Here is a 16,072-nt window from a genome sequence, read left to right on the forward strand (position 1 = left end):
GGTTACCTCGATAGCAGATTGAGTTGTTGCGAGACAGGTGGCGTGCTCGCCAGGGGCAGGCGCAAGGTGAAGCACGTGCCTTGGCCTGGGGTCGATTGCACTTCCATCTGCCCCTTGTGGTTGTTGGTGATGATGAAGTACGACACCGACAGCCCAAGTCCGGTGCCCTGGCCGATCTCCTTGGTGGTGAAGAACGGTTCGAAGGTCCGTTTGCGCACGCTTTCGCTCATGCCGATGCCATTGTCCTCGACCTGAATTTCCGCCCACGGCGGATTCAGTCTGGTGCGCAGAATGATCCGTCCCGGCTCGCTGCTGTCTTCACGCTGGTGAATGGCTTGCGCGGCGTTTTTCAACAGGTTGAGCAGTACCTGCTCCAGCTCGTTGGCGGTGCCGGGGACCGGGCCCAGCGCCGGATCGAACTGGCGAATGATGGCCTGGCCCTTGAAATCGAAGCCGATCGCCAGGTCGAAGTCGTTACTGGCGATCTCCACCGCTTGGTCGATCAGGGCGGGTAGATCGCACGGAGCCATCTGGCGGGTGCTGCGACGGCTGAAGCTGAGCATGTGGGTGACGATTTTGGCGGCCCGGGCACCGGCCTGCTGGATGCCGTCGAGTAACTTCGGCACTTCGCGCAATTGCAGATACTGATTGACCGCCGTCAGTTCGATGCCGGCCTGTTCGGCCACTTCAAGGTTCTTCGGCAGATCGGGGGACAGGCGTCGGCGAATGTTTTGCACGTTGTGCAGGATCGCACCCAGCGGGTTGTTGATTTCGTGGGCCATGCCGGCGGCAAGACCACCCACAGAAAGCATTTTCTCCGACTGCACCATCATCTCTTCCAGGGACAGGCGCTGGGTGATGTCGTCGATCCGGATCACCACGCCACGCCCGGCGCCGCCCATCAATGGATAAAAGGTCAGGGCATAGTGGCGGGGCTCGTCATCCTTGAGCCAGGTGACGCGTTCGATTTTGGCCACCGTATGCTGCTCGACCGTTTGCTTGAGTTGTGGCAAGAACGGCTTGAGCGGTTCGAAGGCGAGGAAGATGGGCTGGTTCAGGGCTTCGTCCAGGCGTGTGCCGGAAAGTGCGCTGGCTTCCTGGTTCCACTGCGTCACGTAGAGCTGTTCGTCGAGGGCGATCAGCGCCGATGGCATGGAGTCGATGATGCTGTTGAGGTAGTTCTGGAAGCCGGTGAGCTTTTTCTCGATCTTGCTGCGCACCTGGACTTCAAGCTCCAGTTTGCGGTTGGTGTGCCGGGTTTCTTCCGCCAGACCCTGGGCCTGGTCGTAGGCTGCCTGGGAGTCGTCCCGGGCCCGCTTGAGTTGCTGCTCCCGGGCCTCGATTCGCGAAAGCATGGTGTTGAACGCCTCCGCGAGGCTGCCGATTTCATCGTGGTTTCCTCGTGAAGCTCGCAGTGCGTAATTTTCTTCACGGGTTACCTGCCGGGACAGCTCTTCGAGTTGGTGGATCGGCCGGGTAATCAGGCGCTTGATTTGACGGGCGATGACCAGCCAGAGCAGCACACTGAAAATCAGAATCCCCAGACTGGCCGTCAGGGTCCCGGTATAGAACGCCACTGGCAGTTCACTGCTGGCGACCAGTAGCAAATGCCCCGGTGCAGCTCCGGGGCGGGGCAGGGTAATGACCTGGTTGCTGCGAAACTCGGTAACCTGCCAGTCTTCGATATGCCGGAACCGTTTCGGCAACTCCAGTTTGTCGCCATGCTGCAATTGCGCCAATTGCTCGCCTTTTCCGTCATACAGGACTGCCGCGCGCAACGGCGAATAGCTATTGAGTTCGTTTAGCAGGCGCTCGGCGCTTTGCGGCGAATCGAGGGCTTCGGAGGTCAGGCTCGGGTTGGATACCAGCCGGCCGATGGTCTGCAGGGCCTGGGGCGCCATGCTTTCCTGGGAGATGTAGTACGCGGCACTGATAAAGGTCAGGTTGGCGACCAACAGGACAGTGGTCAACAGGACTAGCAGGGCTGCCAGAAGTTTCTGGCCGACAGGCAGGTTTTCAAGACGCTGGCGCAATTGCATTGGGTTCATCGCTGAAAAGTACAAGTGGCCAGCGTAGCCGCTGCTCAGTCGCTGGGCAATCCAAGGCTTTGCAGGCGAGCGATCAACCTTGCCTCAAGCTGATTGAGGTGAGGCAGGTTCAATTGATGACGCCCGGCCACTTTGCAGGCGTAGCCCAGCAGGTAGCTGATTTCTGTGCGGCGCTGGCTTGTGACGTCCTGATGCATCGAGGAGTAGTTGGCTGCGGTGGCGTGAATCACCCGTTCGACTTCCTGCTGCAGGTTTTCGGCCGCTGCCGGCTGACCACAACGCTCAAGCAACTCCGCCAGTTCGCCGCACAGAGTAGCGACTTCGCAGTGATGTTGCTGCAAACCGCCGTTGCGGCAATCGTGCAGTACCGTCAGCGGATTGATCGCACAGTTAAGAGCGAGTTTGCGCCACAACCTGGTCAGGATTTCGGTGCTCCACTCGTGGGGGATGCCGGCAGTGCTCAGGTCATCGAGCCAGATCGGCGCCATCGGATGGCTCGCATCCCCCAGCCAGGTGAAGCCATGCCCGGCAAACACTACGCGCCAATCGCCCTCGCGGTAGGCGCCTTCGGTGCTCGACGCATAGATGCAGCGTGCCTGGGGCACCTGTGCCGCCACGGCGTCCTGACTGCCCAGGCCATTTTGCAGCAGGATCAGTTCGGCACCTGGGGCCAGGCGTGGCGCCAGTCGGGCCACCGCGCTTTCGGTATCGTAGGCCTTGCATGCCACCAGCAGGCGGTTGATCGGTTGGGTGCTGTCGGCTGTCTCGGCGGGCACGGCATAGTGTTGCGCCTCGCCGTGTTCCACCAGTGTCAATCCACCGGCCGCCTCATAGGCCTGCAGCCTCACGGTGTCCCGCAGGACCAGCCTGACCGGCACTCCAGCCCGTGCCAGACGTGTCGCCCATAAAGTGCCGAGGCTGCCGGCGCCCAGAACATGCCAGGTGGTAGACATCAGCTTTTTGCTCTGTTTAAGGCGTGCATCGGCAGCTCACAGTGAATGATGGGAAAGACCCGTTATAATCAGCGCGGATTTTAACCGCAAGCCAGGCGTGCTCCATCAGTGCGCCTTTAAATTTGGAGAGATTACATGCCGTCGTTCGACGTGGTATCCGAACTGGACAAACACGAAGTCACCAACGCGGTCGAGAACGCCGTCAAGGAACTCGATCGTCGTTATGACCTGAAAGGCAAAGGCAGCTTCGAGTTCAAGGAAAAAGACCTGACCGTCAACCTGACCGCGGAAGCGGATTTCCAGCTTGAAGCGATGATTGAGATCCTCAAGCTGGCTCTGGTCAAGCGCAAAATCGACGTTCAGTGCCTTGAAGTCAAGGACGCGTTCGCGTCAGGCAAGCTGATGAAGCAGGAAGCCGTCCTCAAGGAAGGCATCGACAAGGAACTGGCGAAGAAAATCGTCGCTCACGTCAAAGATGCCAAGCTCAAGGTCCAGGCGGCCATTCAGGGCGAGCAGGTTCGTATAACCGGCAAGAAGCGTGATGACCTGCAAGAAGCCATTGCGGTGCTGCGGGCCAAGGAATTCGGTATGCCGCTGCAGTTCAACAACTTCCGCGACTGACCCTGAGAGCGGGAACCTCTTGGCGTTTGCGACGTCGCAGATCCAAGCTACGGCAGAAACGATTTAGCCCGTCGTGGTTCGATCTTTCTGCCGCTTTTTTACGCAGGCCGGGTAGCCGGAAAACAGGAGAGAGTAGATGGACTTAAATGCCGAGGTAGACAATCTGGTCAAGGTATCCCAAACCTGGATCCCGATGATCATGGAATACGGCAGCCGTGTACTGCTGGCGGTCATTACCCTGGCCATTGGCTGGTGGCTGATCAACAAGGTCACGAAAAAGCTCGGCGGCCTGATTGCATTGCGTAATGCCGACCTGGCGCTTCAGGGCTTTATCAGCAGCCTGGCGAACATCATCCTCAAGATCTTGCTGATCGTCAGCGTGGCCTCGATGATCGGGGTGGAAACCACGTCGTTCGTTGCGGCAATTGGTGCGGCAGGTCTGGCCATTGGTCTAGCGTTGCAGGGCAGCCTGGCGAACTTTGCGGGCGGCGTGCTGATTCTGTTGTTCCGTCCATTTCGTATCGGTGACTGGATCGAGGCTCAGGGTGTCGCCGGTACTGTCGATAGCATCCAGATTTTCCATACCGTACTGCGTACCGGTGATAACAAAACCATCATCGTACCCAACGGTAATCTGTCGAACGGCATTATCACCAATACCAATCGTCAGCCGACCCGCAAAGTCGTGTTTGATGTAGGCGTGGATTACGAAGCGGACCTGCAGAAAGCCCGAGAAGTGTTGCTGGAACTGGCCAAGGATCCGCGTGTATTGATTGACCCGGCGCCTCAGGCAGTCATATCGACATTGGGCGACAGTTCTATCACTGTTTCCCTGCGTGTTTGGGTGAAGACCGCGGATTATTGGGATGTGATGTTCATGTTCAACGAACTGTCCCGTGATCGTCTGAGAGAGGCGGGCATTGATATTCCATTTCCACAGCGGGTTATTCGTGTGGTTCAGGAGTCGGCGGTGCAGTAAGGGGGGGGGCGGTTAGTGCCTGGCTTCTTGATCAGGCATGTACCGCAGAGTCTGTTTGGTTAAATGTTGTACAGCAGACAACGAAAAAGGCCCATCCGAAGATGGGCCTTTTTTTGATTACCGCGAACTAACTTTCTGCGATTACAGAATGTTGAGTGGGTAGTCGGTGATCAGGCGGAACTCAGAGATATCGCCTTCGCCTTCGTCAGTGTTGGCAGAGTGCCATGCTTGACGGATGCGGAACGACAGATCTTTGGCTGGGCCGGTTTGAATGACGTACTTGGCTTCCACGTTGGTTTCGTGGTGTTTGCCGTCTGCACCGTACAGACCGGCGTAGGGGCTGTTCGCTGGAGTGTTGGTACCGTCGATGTTCCAACCATTCGCGTAACGGACCATGAAGCTCAGGCCAGGTACGCCGTACTCGGCCATTTTCAGGTCGTAACGGGCTTGTACCGACTTCTCGCCCGGAGCGTTGAAGTCAGAGTACTGAATGGAGTTGGCGAGGAAGATCGAGTCGCCACCGCGGTTGTTTTTACCCACACCGATGTAGTCGAACGGGGTATCGCCGTTGACCTTCTGGAAGCCCAGGGTCACGGTGTGTGCTTTCAGGAACGAGTAAGCAGCAGCCAGGGAGTAGGCGGTGTTGCTGATTTCGCCTGCTTTAGCGTTACCGGTATCCTGGGTGTTGTAGATGTTACCGTCGAAGTTGATCGAGTTGTCGCCGCCCAGTGCGAGGGTGTAGTTCGCGTTGGCGTAGTACTGGTTCCAGACGTCTTCGAGCTTGGCACCGTAGAGCGATACGCTCAGGTCAGGGGTAATGCCGTACTTGCCACCGAAGTAGTCGATGGAGTTGGCTTGCACGCCAGCGTAAGTAGCCCACAGGTCGCCGTCACGGGCGTTGCTGTCCTGGCTGGTTGCCGAGTAGAAGTGACCGGCTTCGAGGTCGAGGTCTGTAACTTCGCTGCTCTGCAGTTGGATACCGCTGGCAGTTTGGTGAAGGATACGGGAACCGCCTACAGCGAACACTGGAGAGGTGCTTGGCTGCATGTCGCCGACTTTCAGCTCGGTCTTGGAGATACGGAACTTGGCGGCAGCGCCGGCTTTGCCCTGGCTGTTGTTGACTTCGCCATCACCGTCCACGGACATGTTGCCGGAGCCTGCATATTTGTCGGAACCGTCCAGCTTGATGGCCAGTTGGCCCCAAGCTTCAACGCCAACACCGATCAGGCCTTGGGTGTAGCCAGAGCTGTACATGCCCTGAATGCCCTGGGTCCAGTCTTTGTCATCGACTGCGCCGTCTTTCTTGTTACGGTTGTAGTAGTAGTTGCGAACCAGCAGGTCGAGCTTGCTGTCTTCAACGAAACCTTTGGCTTCGGCCTGGTCGCTTACGAAAGGTGCGGCTACTGCCAACTGAGTACTGGCTGCTGCTGCAACTGCCAGTGCGATCATGCTCCACTTCATCACGCGCATCGTGATTTGCTCCTTTGGTTTTAGAAGAGTACTGCCGTCCCACCTGGTTTATTATCTGGGCGGCTCTTTCTTTTTGTGTCGGCGCAAACTTATATCACGCCGACAATGTTGGCGATACTTGCGTATCTAACCTTTCGCCTTCTTTACGACCCTGTCGCAAATAGCGTGCTAGATGTCGCAAATTTCCAGCTCCAGCGCAACCGGGCTGACAACTTTAATGCTGTTTTCCGAGCCTTGGCGCCGGTAAAAAGAGTCCTGGTGAAACGTTTGAATCTCCATCGGGCTACCTTGCCACTGTTTATTTTGCCTGAAGGCCTCCGCTTCCCGCGGGTGTCACATCAGGCGATGTTGGGTGTGAATGCAACAAACGTGCACAAATTCGAATTTTGTTGCAGCTTTTTCAAAATGACTGTCTGACGCTGTAAAAACCTCATAAAACCGGGGGGACAAGCGCGTTTAGTTTGGGCTTGACGCCTTGCCTGGCATCATGTTGCACCCTTCTGGTCGACTGCCTTGCAAACAAAAATGTTACCGGTTCACCCCGCCAGTGAGTAAATGGCGGATGTCGAAGCGCTCAGCGTAGACCCACTGTGCGGTTTTGGTGCAAAAAATTTTTTAGCCTGGTACTGAATTCACTCCTGTTGACCGCTTGTCTGGCGCGAACTCTTCGTTGCTAATCAGTTATTTCGGCGTTTTTTGCCGGCTGATCGGTTCTGTAGTGGTGCGCAGCAGCGAAAAATGTCTCATTTGGGGGCAGGGTGTCAGCTTTTTGCAGGCGCTCGTGACCTCTGTGCAAGGTTCGTCGTGAAGCATGTGCCGTTCGCAGGTATGCTGCCGTCCGGTCGTTTGGCGCGCCGTCCCGTCAGGATGAGCGCTAAGCTGAAAAATGATGATCCGGCGGGAGTGTGCGCAGTGTTCGCTTTAGATCCACGACTTCAACAAGATACGTTACCGATCGGGGACTTTCCGCTCTGCCGGTTGCTGCTGTCCAACGATTCGAACTATCCCTGGTTCATCCTGGTACCTCGTCGCGAGGCTATCAGCGAGATATTTCAGTTGGATGTCGCAGATCAGCAACGGCTTTGGCAGGAAACAACTGTGCTTTCGCAAGTGCTCAAGGACTCGTTCGATGCGGACAAGTTGAATGTGGCGGCGCTGGGCAATGTCGTGAGTCAGTTGCACATGCATGTGATTGTGCGCAAGCGCGAAGATGCCGCCTGGCCAGCGCCGGTTTGGGGTAAGCACCCGGCAAAACCCTACGGTTCGGAGCAGATCGCCGCGATTCGCGAACGTTTGCGCTTGATTTTGACCGATGATTTTACGTTTCTGGAGGGCTGAATAATGAGCCTGGAAGAACGCGTTACCGAGCTTGAAAGTCGTCTGGCGTTTCAGGATGACACCATCCAGGCATTGAACGATGTGCTGGTGGCGCAGCAGCGGGCGGTCGAGCATCTGCAGTTGCAAATGGCTGCGCTGCTCAAGCGGCAGGAGGAAATGGTCGGCCAGTTCGAGTCATTCGAAGAAGAAGCGCCGCCGCCCCACTATTGAATAAATCGCAGGCATAAAAAAACCGCGGACAGCTCGGCTGTGCGCGGTTTTTTTTAGCCTTGAATCAGCGGCGCGGCAGCGCCGCGATCACATCTTCGGCTTGCAGGCCCTTGTCACGATTCATGACAGAGAACTCCACGCGCTGGCCTTCTACCAGGACGCGGTGACCTTCACCGCGAATGGCCCGGAAGTGGACGAAGATATCGTCGCCGGAGTCGCGGGAGATGAAGCCGAAGCCTTTGGATGTGTTGAACCATTTGACGGTGCCGGTATCGCGGTTGCTCATGTCGTAGCTTGGCGAGGTGGCTACCGGTGACGATTTGTAGAAGCTGACGCCCAGGTGCAGGACAACAGCGATGAAGGTTGCAATCAGACTGAACAGAACGGCGGGTTGACCGGCGATGACAGGCATCGGTGCGATTAGCGTCAGGGTTTGCAGGACTACCGCCAGAAAGAGCAGGGCGCTGACCAGGTTTTGCAGTTGGTGGCGCGGACCTTTGTTCCAGTAAGGGATGACAGGTGCAAGTGTGAGGTTGAGCAGGCCGAAAAAGGCCAGGTACAGCGCATCAGGTTGTTGCAGGTAAGGTAAGGCTTCGGATTGCAGGCTAGGGACGAAGGACAGCAGCAAGGCCGCTGCGCCTATCAGTAGATGGACGATTTTCAACATTTTGATTAACTCACGTTAAGACAGTTCACAAGGAAGAGCTGATGGCGCACGGTTCGCTTCAAGATAATAAAGAGGCGTTGGACACGTACCCGGTATCAGCCTATGCGCCGTGCCCGGAAAAAATAGGCACTGGCGACACGCTGCCTATTTAACAGCAAAGCCGCAGGCTACTCAAATCAGGGCGTCCGGCGGCTCGTTTGAGGCAATTTGCCGCGGGTTGGTCGAAGTTCAGAGGCTGTGATGCGACGGCAGGCTTGCTAGAGAGGTTGGGCGCCTGTTGGATGAAGCCCGCCACCTTTAGGGGGGGATTCAACCGGTCGATGCAGTCGATTGGCTAAATCTTTCAGTGGGTGTTTCTTAGTGTTCGCGCTCTTCTTTCCTACGCCATTCGATCCTGTGTTTCTGAAGTGGGAGTCACTTCACTGCGTGGGAAATTGTCCGGAGTAGGACGTTCTCCAGGATCTGCCAAGAGTTGTTGGCTTGTCCTACGTCGAAGGTCAGGAAGTCGTCTGGCTATACCTCTGCACCTGCGTTTTTATATGTCGACAGACAGTTGCTCTTAACGAAACCAGGATGGCAAAGGAGTGTCAGCGTTATGGTTTATGAACGGCAAGAAGAGGGGCGATACGGTTCGCACAGGGATGTAAGGGTTGATCCGTTTGTTCGCGAGTTCGATATGGGGCTGGCCCAGCCCTTGTCCCGCTCCGTACGATTGAATGGCTTCGCCACCTGTTTGCGGCTTGAACAGGTTTATTGGGATATTTTGGGGGAGATGGCCCGGGCCAATGGTTGCTCGGTCAGTAGTCTGTTATCTCACGTGGATCGCGAAGTTCACTTGCGTCACGGCGGGGTAAGGAACTTCAGTGGGTTGGTACGGGTTGTCTGTGTCGTGCACAGCCTCAAGGAAGGGGGTTGCACCGTCATGGCCTAGACTGGGCGGCGAAAGCAGCAGAGTGTCGGTCTGTGCAGTCTTACGGCTGCACAGGCCGCATTTAATGGATATAATCCCGCTCTTTGCCGCAAAACCCTGCGTGTGCGGTAGCAATCTGATCGCCGAGACAACTCCATGCCGATGTACGATTATCAATGTGCTTCCTGTGGTCATCAGTTGGAAGCCATTCAAAAGATCAGCGATGCACCGCTGGTCGACTGCCCTGCCTGTCAGGCGCCAGAGCTTAAAAAGTTGCTGTCCATGCCGGGCTTCCGCCTCAGCGGCACGGGTTGGTACGAAACCGATTTCAAGACCGGTTCCAAGAAGAACCTGGCCGGCGGCGACAAAGCTGACTAAGGTCTGGAACCTGAGTTGAACGACACGCGTGCTCTTGCATCACCCGGCGACTTTTTTAAAGGCGGGGCTGCTGTAGGATCTCCACCGAATTTCGAATTACGAGAAGTGAAACCACGACCATGATGCGCAGCCATTATTGCGGCCAACTGAACGAAAGCCTGGACGGCCAGGAAATTACCCTTTGCGGATGGGTCCATCGTCGCCGTGACCACGGTGGGGTGATTTTCCTCGATATCCGTGATCGTGATGGTCTGGCCCAGGTCGTGTTCGATCCGGACCGCGCTGAAACCTTCGCCGCAGCCGATCGCGTGCGCAGCGAGTACGTCGTGAAGATCACCGGCAAGGTTCGCCTGCGTCCGGCCGGTGCAACCAACGCGAACATGGCGTCGGGCATGATCGAAGTCCTCGGCTATGAGCTGGAAGTGCTGAACGAATCGGAAACCCCGCCGTTCCCGTTGAACGAGTTCTCCGACGTCGGCGAAGAAACCCGCCTGCGCTATCGCTTCCTCGACCTGCGTCGCCCGGAAATGGCCGAGAAGCTGCGCCTGCGTTCGCGTATGACCACCAGCATCCGCCGCTTCCTGGACGAGAACGGCTTCCTCGACGTCGAGACGCCGATCCTGACCCGTGCCACCCCTGAAGGCGCGCGCGACTACCTGGTGCCGAGCCGTACTCACGCCGGTTCGTTCTTCGCCCTGCCGCAATCGCCGCAGCTGTTCAAGCAACTGCTGATGGTGGCCGGCTTCGACCGTTACTACCAGATCGCCAAGTGCTTCCGTGACGAAGACCTGCGCGCCGACCGTCAGCCGGAATTCACCCAGATCGACATCGAGACCAGTTTCCTCGATGAAAAAGAGATCATGGGCCTGACCGAGCAAATGATCCGCAATCTGTTCAAGGAAGTGCTGGATCTGGAGTTCGGCGATTTCCCGCACATGACCTTCGAAGAAGCCATGCGCCGTTACGGTTCCGACAAGCCAGACCTGCGTAACCCGCTGGAACTGGTGGACGTGGCCGATCAGCTCAAGGAAGTCGATTTCAAGGTGTTCAGCGGTCCGGCCAACGACCCGAAATGCCGCATCGCCGCCTTGCGCGTACCTGGCGGGGCAAGCATGCCGCGCAAGCAGATCGACGATTACACCAAGTTCGTCGGCATCTACGGTGCCAAGGGCCTGGCGTACATCAAGGTCAACGAGCGCGCTGCCGGTGTTGAAGGTCTGCAATCGCCGATCGTGAAAAACATCCCTGAAGCCAACCTCAACGTGATCCTCGATCGCGTCGGTGCGGTCGACGGCGATATCGTGTTCTTCGGCGCCGACAAGGCGAAGATCGTCAGCGAAGCCCTGGGCGCGCTGCGGATCAAGCTGGGCCACGACCTGGACCTGCTGACCTGCAAGTGGGCGCCAATGTGGGTCGTCGACTTCCCGATGTTCGAAGAAAACGACGACGGCAGCTTCACTGCCTTGCACCACCCGTTCACCGCACCGAAGTGCACCCCGCAAGAGCTGGAAGCCAACCCGGCTGGCGCTCTGTCCCGTGCCTACGACATGGTGTTGAACGGTACTGAGCTGGGTGGTGGTTCGATCCGTATCCACCGCAAAGAGATGCAGCAGTCGGTTTTCCGCCTGTTGGGCATCAACGAAGCGGAACAGGAAGAGAAGTTCGGCTTCCTGCTCGACGCCCTGAAATACGGCGCACCGCCGCACGGTGGCCTGGCCTTCGGTCTGGACCGTCTGGTAATGCTGATGACCGGTGCCCAGTCGATCCGTGAAGTGATCGCCTTCCCGAAAACCCAGAGCGCGGCGGACGTCATGACTCAGGCGCCGGGTCAGGTGGATGCCAAGGCATTGCGCGAGCTGCACATTCGCCTGCGCGAAACGCCTAAGGCCGAGTAAGGCTGACCTGAAGGGCGCATCTGTGGATGCGCCTTTTCTTTATAGGCAGAGCAGTTCAAGATTTTTGTTTGTCGGCCGGCGCAATGCAGCGCAGCGGGCAATGTTTCAAAGAGAATTCGGAGCGAGTTATGGCAGGTCATTCCAAGTGGGCGAACATCAAGCACCGCAAAGAACGTCAGGATGCCAAAAAAGGCAAGATTTTCACCAAGTGGATTCGTGAACTGACCGTCGCGGCTCGTCAGGGCGGCGGTGATCCAGGTTCCAACCCGCGTCTGCGCCTGGCATTGGACAAGGCCCTTGGCGCGAACATGAGCCGCGACATCATTGATCGGGCGGTCGCTCGTGGTGCCGGTGCCGCCGATACCGACGACATGGTCGAACTGACCTACGAAGGCTACGGCCCCGGTGGCGTCGCGGTGATGGTCGAGTGCATGACCGATAACCGTAACCGCACTGCGGCCGCTGTTCGTCACGCGTTCAGCAAATGCGGCGGCAACCTCGGCACTGACGGTTCGGTGGCCTATCTGTTCGAACGCAAGGGACAGATCTCCTTTGCGGCCGGCGTTGACGAAGACGCACTGATGGAAGCGGCCATGGAAGCCGACGCTGATGACGTGGTGACCAACGAAGACGGTTCTATCGACGTTTTCACCTCGTTTGCCGGGTTCTATTCCGTGCGTAACGCACTGGAAGCGGCTGGTTTCAAAGGTGACGACGCGGAAATCGTCATGTTGCCGACCACCAGTGCCGAACTCGATCTGGAAGGCGCCGAGAAAGTCCTCAAGCTGATCGACATGCTCGAAGACCTGGACGACGTGCAAAACGTCTATTCCAACGCGGACATCCCGGAGTCGGTGGCTGCACAGCTCGGCTGATTTGCCTTTTGTAGGAGCGAGCTCGCTCGCGAAAAACCTGAGAGCGGCGTTCATTCAAGTCAGCCGCGTTATCGTTGACGTCCATCGCGAGCAAGCTCGCTCCTACATTTAAAGCCTGCAGGCGTTATGACTTTGATTCTTGGTATCGACCCCGGTTCGCGCATCACCGGTTACGGTGTGGTTCGTGATACCGGCCGTGGCTGTGAGTACGTCGCCTCCGGTTGTATCCGCACCGGTGCCGGCGAGCTGCATGAGCGACTGCAGATTGTCTATCGCGGGGTGCGAGAGATCATTCAGACTTACCATCCGGTGACCATGGGGATCGAAAAGGTGTTCATGGCCCGTAACGCCGACTCCGCCCTGAAACTGGGGCAGGCCCGTGGCGCAGCGATCGTGGCAGGTGCCGAGGAAAGCCTGGAAATTGCCGAATACACCGCAACCCAGGTCAAGCAGGCGGTCGTAGGCACCGGCGCGGCCAATAAGGAGCAGGTGCAAATGATGGTGATGCACATGCTCAAGCTCACCAGCAAACCGCAGATCGATGCTTCGGACGCCCTGGCCATTGCCATCTGCCATGCTCATACCCGCTCCAGCCTGCTGCCCCATGGTCTGGGTGCTGCACGCAGTCGTGGCGGGCGCCTGCGTCTCTGATAGCATCAGCAATCATTTTCATGGAGTGGGGGGCGTTTCGCCTGGGTTGTCGGCGGCATTCCCTCGCTCTATCAGTCGCTGGCCCAGAGCTGGCCAACGCTCAAGGATTTGTAACGTGATTGGACGTTTGCGCGGCACCCTGGCTGAGAAGCAGCCTCCGCATCTGATTCTGGATGTAAATGGCTTGGGCTATGAACTTGAAGTGCCCATGACGACCCTTTACCGCTTGCCGTCGGTCGGTGAACCGCTGACTTTGCACACCCATTTGGTCGTGCGCGAAGACGCGCAGTTGCTCTATGGTTTTGTCGGCAAGCGTGAGCGCGACTTTTTCCGCGAATTGATCCGCCTCAACGGCGTCGGGCCGAAACTGGCGCTGGCCTTGATGTCGAGCCTGGAGGTCGACGAACTGGTTCGTTGCGTACAGTCCCAGGACACGTCGGCGCTGACCAAGGTCCCGGGCGTCGGCAAGAAAACCGCCGAACGCTTGCTGGTGGAACTCAAGGATCGCTTCAAGGCCTGGGAAACCGTACCGGCCATGTTCGCCCTGGTGCCGAACCAGCCGGATGGACCGGCTCCGGTGAACACTGCCGAGACTGACGCCGTAAGCGCCTTGATTTCCCTGGGCTACAAGCCCCAGGAAGCGAGCAAGGCGGTGTCTGCGATCAAGGAGAAAGATTTGAGCAGTGAAGACATGATCCGCCGCGCCTTGAAGGGAATGATCTAAGTGATTGAAGCTGATCGTCTGATCGCTGCCACGCACAGTCCGCGTGAGCGCGAAGAAGTCCAGGACCGGGCGATTCGCCCGGTCAGCCTGGCTGAATACATTGGCCAGCCGACCGTTCGCGAGCAGATGGAGTTGTTCATTCAAGCCGCTCGCGGTCGGAACGAGTCCCTGGATCACACGCTGATCTTCGGGCCTCCCGGCCTGGGAAAGACCACCCTCGCCAACATCATCGCCCAGGAAATGGGCGTGTCGATCAAGAGCACTTCAGGGCCCGTGCTGGAGCGTCCAGGCGACCTGGCGGCGCTCCTGACCAACCTGGAGCCTCACGACGTACTGTTTATCGACGAAATCCATCGGTTGTCGCCGATTGTCGAAGAGGTACTGTACCCGGCCATGGAGGATTTCCAGCTCGACATCATGATCGGTGAGGGCCCGGCCGCGCGTTCGATCAAGCTGGATCTGCCGCCGTTCACCCTGGTCGGCGCAACGACGCGGGCGGGGATGCTGACCAATCCGTTGCGAGACCGTTTCGGGATTGTCCAGCGCCTGGAGTTCTACAGCACCGCCGATCTGTCGACAATTGTCAGTCGCTCGGCAAGCATCCTTGGTTTGCCGCTGGATCCGGAAGGTGCTTTCGAAATCGCCCGCCGTGCCCGTGGCACTCCACGAATCGCTAACCGTTTGCTGCGCCGGGTGCGCGACTTCGCCGAAGTTCGCGCCAAGGGCCACATCACCAAGCCGATTGCCGACCTGGCGCTGAACCTGCTGGATGTCGACGAACGTGGCTTCGATCACCAGGACCGGCGTCTGTTGCTGACCATGATCGAGAAATTCGACGGTGGGCCAGTCGGGGTCGACAGCCTGGCCGCCGCCATCAGCGAAGAGCGTCACACCATTGAAGACGTGCTGGAGCCTTACCTGATCCAGCAGGGCTACATCATGCGCACGCCACGGGGGCGGGTGGTGACGCGGCATGCCTACCTGCATTTCGGTTTAAACATTCCGTCACGATTGGGCGAAATGCCCGTGGTAGATGAGTTTCTCGATGCCGCTGACGATTAATTAACATTGCGTACTGATTTTTTCGGGCAATGTAGGGTCCCAGGACCGTACTTTCACGTGAAAGCCGCAGAACAATGAAAAACAGTTGCCATGCCGGATTGGCAACCTGAGGAGTAAGCACTAGAGTATGCGCGCGCAAAACGGGCTTGAGCCTTTCGCACATCGCTGTCGCGTTTATTACGAGGACACCGATGCGGGGGGCATCGTGTATTACGTCAATTACCTCAAGTTTATGGAACGGGCTCGAACCGAGCGGCTACGAGATCTGGGCTTTGCCCAATCGCAGCTGGCAGGGGAGGACCTGTTGTTCGTCGTGCATTCCAGCGAAGCTCGCTATCACGCGCCGGCGCGACTGGACGACGAACTGCTGGTAAGCGCTGAAGTAATCGAATTGAACCGTGCCAGCCTGCGCTTCAAGCAGCAGGTCAGGCGGGCAACGGATAATGTGCTGCTCTGCGAAGGGCAGTTTCTGGTGGCCTGTGTGCGCACTGAAAGTTTGAAACCCCGGGCCATTCCCGAAGCTCTACGAGCGGCCTTTGCCGACGTGAGCGGCGCGGGTACACACTCAAAGCAGGAGATAAAGCGTGGAAGCTAACGTCGTCGACCATTCCTCCATGTGGAGCCTGGTCAGCAATGCCAGTATCGTGGTGCAACTGGTAATGCTGATCCTGGTAGCCGCATCGGTGACCTCGTGGATCATGATCTTTCAGCGCAGCAACCTGCTGCGCGCCGGTCGACGTGCCCTGGAGAGCTTTGAAGAGCGCTTCTGGTCGGGTATCGACCTGTCCAAGCTGTACCGTCAGGCTGGCAGCAACCCGGACCCTGACTCGGGCGTCGAGCAAATCTTCCGTGCCGGTTTCAAGGAATTCTCCCGTCTGCGCCAGCAGTCGGGCGTTGATCCGGAAGCGGTCATGGAAGGCGTGGCCCGTGCCATGCGCGTCGCCATTTCCCGCGAAGAAGAAAAGCTCGAGCAGAGCCTGCCTTTCCTGGCCACCGTCGGTTCCGTCAGCCCGTACATCGGTCTGTTCGGTACCGTTTGGGGGATCATGAACTCCTTCCGTGGTCTGGCGACTGCCCAGCAAGCGACCCTGGCCACTGTGGCTCCGGGTATCGCCGAAGCACTGATCGCCACGGCGATCGGTCTGTTCGCTGCCATTCCAGCCGTTATCGCTTACAACCGTTTTGCTGCTCGCAGCGAAACGCTGCTGGGCCGTTACTACACCTTCGCCGACGAGTTCCAGGCGATCCTGCACCGCAAAGTGCACACCAGCGAAGAATAAGCAGGTAATTT

At 57.8% G+C, this 16,072-nt stretch carries 17 protein-coding genes; 13 read left to right on the forward strand and 4 right to left on the reverse strand.

Annotated elements, in window-relative coordinates; translation table 11 throughout:
• Positions 1–2 precede the first annotated feature (2 nt).
• Both C8K63_RS01560 and C8K63_RS01565 read right to left on the reverse strand, forming a co-directional pair.
• Entirely contained in the window at positions 3–2,039 is a 2,037-nt protein-coding gene (locus C8K63_RS01560; protein ID WP_108215089.1) for a PAS domain-containing sensor histidine kinase, read from the reverse strand.
• Positions 2,040–2,083: 44 nt separating this feature from the next.
• Positions 2,084–3,001 carry a putative 2-dehydropantoate 2-reductase gene (locus C8K63_RS01565; RefSeq protein WP_108215090.1) on the reverse strand — a complete coding sequence of 306 codons (918 nt, stop codon included), beginning with the start codon at positions 2,999–3,001 and terminating at the stop codon, positions 2,084–2,086.
• Positions 3,002–3,136: 135 nt separating this feature from the next.
• Between C8K63_RS01565 and C8K63_RS01570 the strand changes: the two genes are divergently transcribed.
• Complete coding sequence (locus C8K63_RS01570) at positions 3,137–3,622, forward strand: YajQ family cyclic di-GMP-binding protein (protein WP_007977344.1); 486 nt, start codon at positions 3,137–3,139, stop codon at positions 3,620–3,622.
• 136 nt (positions 3,623–3,758) lie between these two features.
• Positions 3,759–4,601 carry a mechanosensitive ion channel family protein gene (locus C8K63_RS01575; RefSeq protein WP_108215091.1) on the forward strand — a complete coding sequence of 281 codons (843 nt, stop codon included), beginning with the start codon at positions 3,759–3,761 and terminating at the stop codon, positions 4,599–4,601.
• A gap of 141 nt (positions 4,602–4,742) precedes the next feature.
• Here the strand turns inward: C8K63_RS01575 and C8K63_RS01580 are convergent, their stop codons facing one another.
• Positions 4,743–6,071, reverse strand: a complete 1,329-nt coding sequence (locus C8K63_RS01580; RefSeq protein ID WP_108215092.1) for an OprD family porin — start codon at positions 6,069–6,071, stop codon at positions 4,743–4,745.
• Positions 6,072–6,983: 912 nt separating this feature from the next.
• On the opposite strand from C8K63_RS01580, the gene C8K63_RS01585 reads away from it, so the two are divergent.
• Entirely contained in the window at positions 6,984–7,409 is a 426-nt protein-coding gene (locus C8K63_RS01585) for an HIT domain-containing protein (RefSeq protein ID WP_108215093.1), read from the forward strand.
• A 3-nt stretch (positions 7,410–7,412) separates the two neighbouring features.
• Positions 7,413–7,619 carry a SlyX family protein gene (locus C8K63_RS01590; RefSeq protein ID WP_108215094.1) on the forward strand — a complete coding sequence of 69 codons (207 nt, stop codon included), beginning with the start codon at positions 7,413–7,415 and terminating at the stop codon, positions 7,617–7,619.
• Positions 7,620–7,683: 64 nt separating this feature from the next.
• Here C8K63_RS01590 and C8K63_RS31095 read toward each other — a convergent pair whose 3' ends face one another.
• Complete coding sequence (locus tag C8K63_RS31095) at positions 7,684–8,286, reverse strand: cold-shock protein (protein ID WP_108215095.1); 603 nt, start codon at positions 8,284–8,286, stop codon at positions 7,684–7,686.
• 595 nt (positions 8,287–8,881) lie between these two features.
• Between C8K63_RS31095 and C8K63_RS01600 the strand changes: the two genes are divergently transcribed.
• The 9 genes from C8K63_RS01600 (at position 8,882) to tolQ (ending at position 16,061) form a co-directional block, all read left to right on the forward strand.
• On the forward strand, positions 8,882–9,217 hold the full coding sequence (locus C8K63_RS01600) for a ribbon-helix-helix domain-containing protein (protein ID WP_108215096.1): 336 nt from the start codon (positions 8,882–8,884) through the stop codon (positions 9,215–9,217).
• A gap of 135 nt (positions 9,218–9,352) precedes the next feature.
• Positions 9,353–9,574 (forward strand): FmdB family zinc ribbon protein, encoded by a 222-nt coding sequence (locus C8K63_RS01605; RefSeq protein WP_032829812.1) that lies wholly within the window; start codon positions 9,353–9,355, stop codon positions 9,572–9,574.
• A gap of 119 nt (positions 9,575–9,693) precedes the next feature.
• Positions 9,694–11,469: an aspartate--tRNA ligase gene (aspS, locus tag C8K63_RS01610; RefSeq protein WP_108215097.1), complete on the forward strand. Its 1,776-nt coding sequence runs from the start codon at positions 9,694–9,696 to the stop codon at positions 11,467–11,469.
• Between the two features lie 128 nt (positions 11,470–11,597).
• On the forward strand, positions 11,598–12,344 hold the full coding sequence (locus C8K63_RS01615; protein WP_046042206.1) for a YebC/PmpR family DNA-binding transcriptional regulator: 747 nt from the start codon (positions 11,598–11,600) through the stop codon (positions 12,342–12,344).
• Positions 12,345–12,470: 126 nt separating this feature from the next.
• On the forward strand, positions 12,471–12,995 hold the full coding sequence (gene ruvC / locus C8K63_RS01620) for a crossover junction endodeoxyribonuclease RuvC (RefSeq protein ID WP_008015799.1): 525 nt from the start codon (positions 12,471–12,473) through the stop codon (positions 12,993–12,995).
• 115 nt (positions 12,996–13,110) lie between these two features.
• A complete protein-coding gene (ruvA, locus tag C8K63_RS01625) occupies positions 13,111–13,719 on the forward strand; it encodes a Holliday junction branch migration protein RuvA (protein ID WP_008052450.1) in 609 nt (202 codons plus the stop codon).
• On the forward strand, positions 13,720–14,781 hold the full coding sequence (gene ruvB / locus C8K63_RS01630) for a Holliday junction branch migration DNA helicase RuvB (protein ID WP_108215098.1): 1,062 nt from the start codon (positions 13,720–13,722) through the stop codon (positions 14,779–14,781). It begins immediately after the preceding gene.
• A 127-nt stretch (positions 14,782–14,908) separates the two neighbouring features.
• Positions 14,909–15,376, forward strand: coding sequence for a tol-pal system-associated acyl-CoA thioesterase (ybgC, locus tag C8K63_RS01635; RefSeq protein ID WP_007990726.1), 468 nt, complete (start codon positions 14,909–14,911; stop codon positions 15,374–15,376).
• Positions 15,366–16,061: a protein TolQ gene (gene tolQ, locus C8K63_RS01640; RefSeq protein WP_007897030.1), complete on the forward strand. Its 696-nt coding sequence runs from the start codon at positions 15,366–15,368 to the stop codon at positions 16,059–16,061. Before ybgC ends, tolQ begins: the two co-directional genes overlap by 11 nt.
• Positions 16,062–16,072: the final 11 nt, after the last annotated feature.

Origin of the sequence: Pseudomonas sp. GV085, from assembly GCF_003050925.1 — a bacterium.
Lineage (GTDB): Bacteria > Pseudomonadota > Gammaproteobacteria > Pseudomonadales > Pseudomonadaceae > Aquipseudomonas.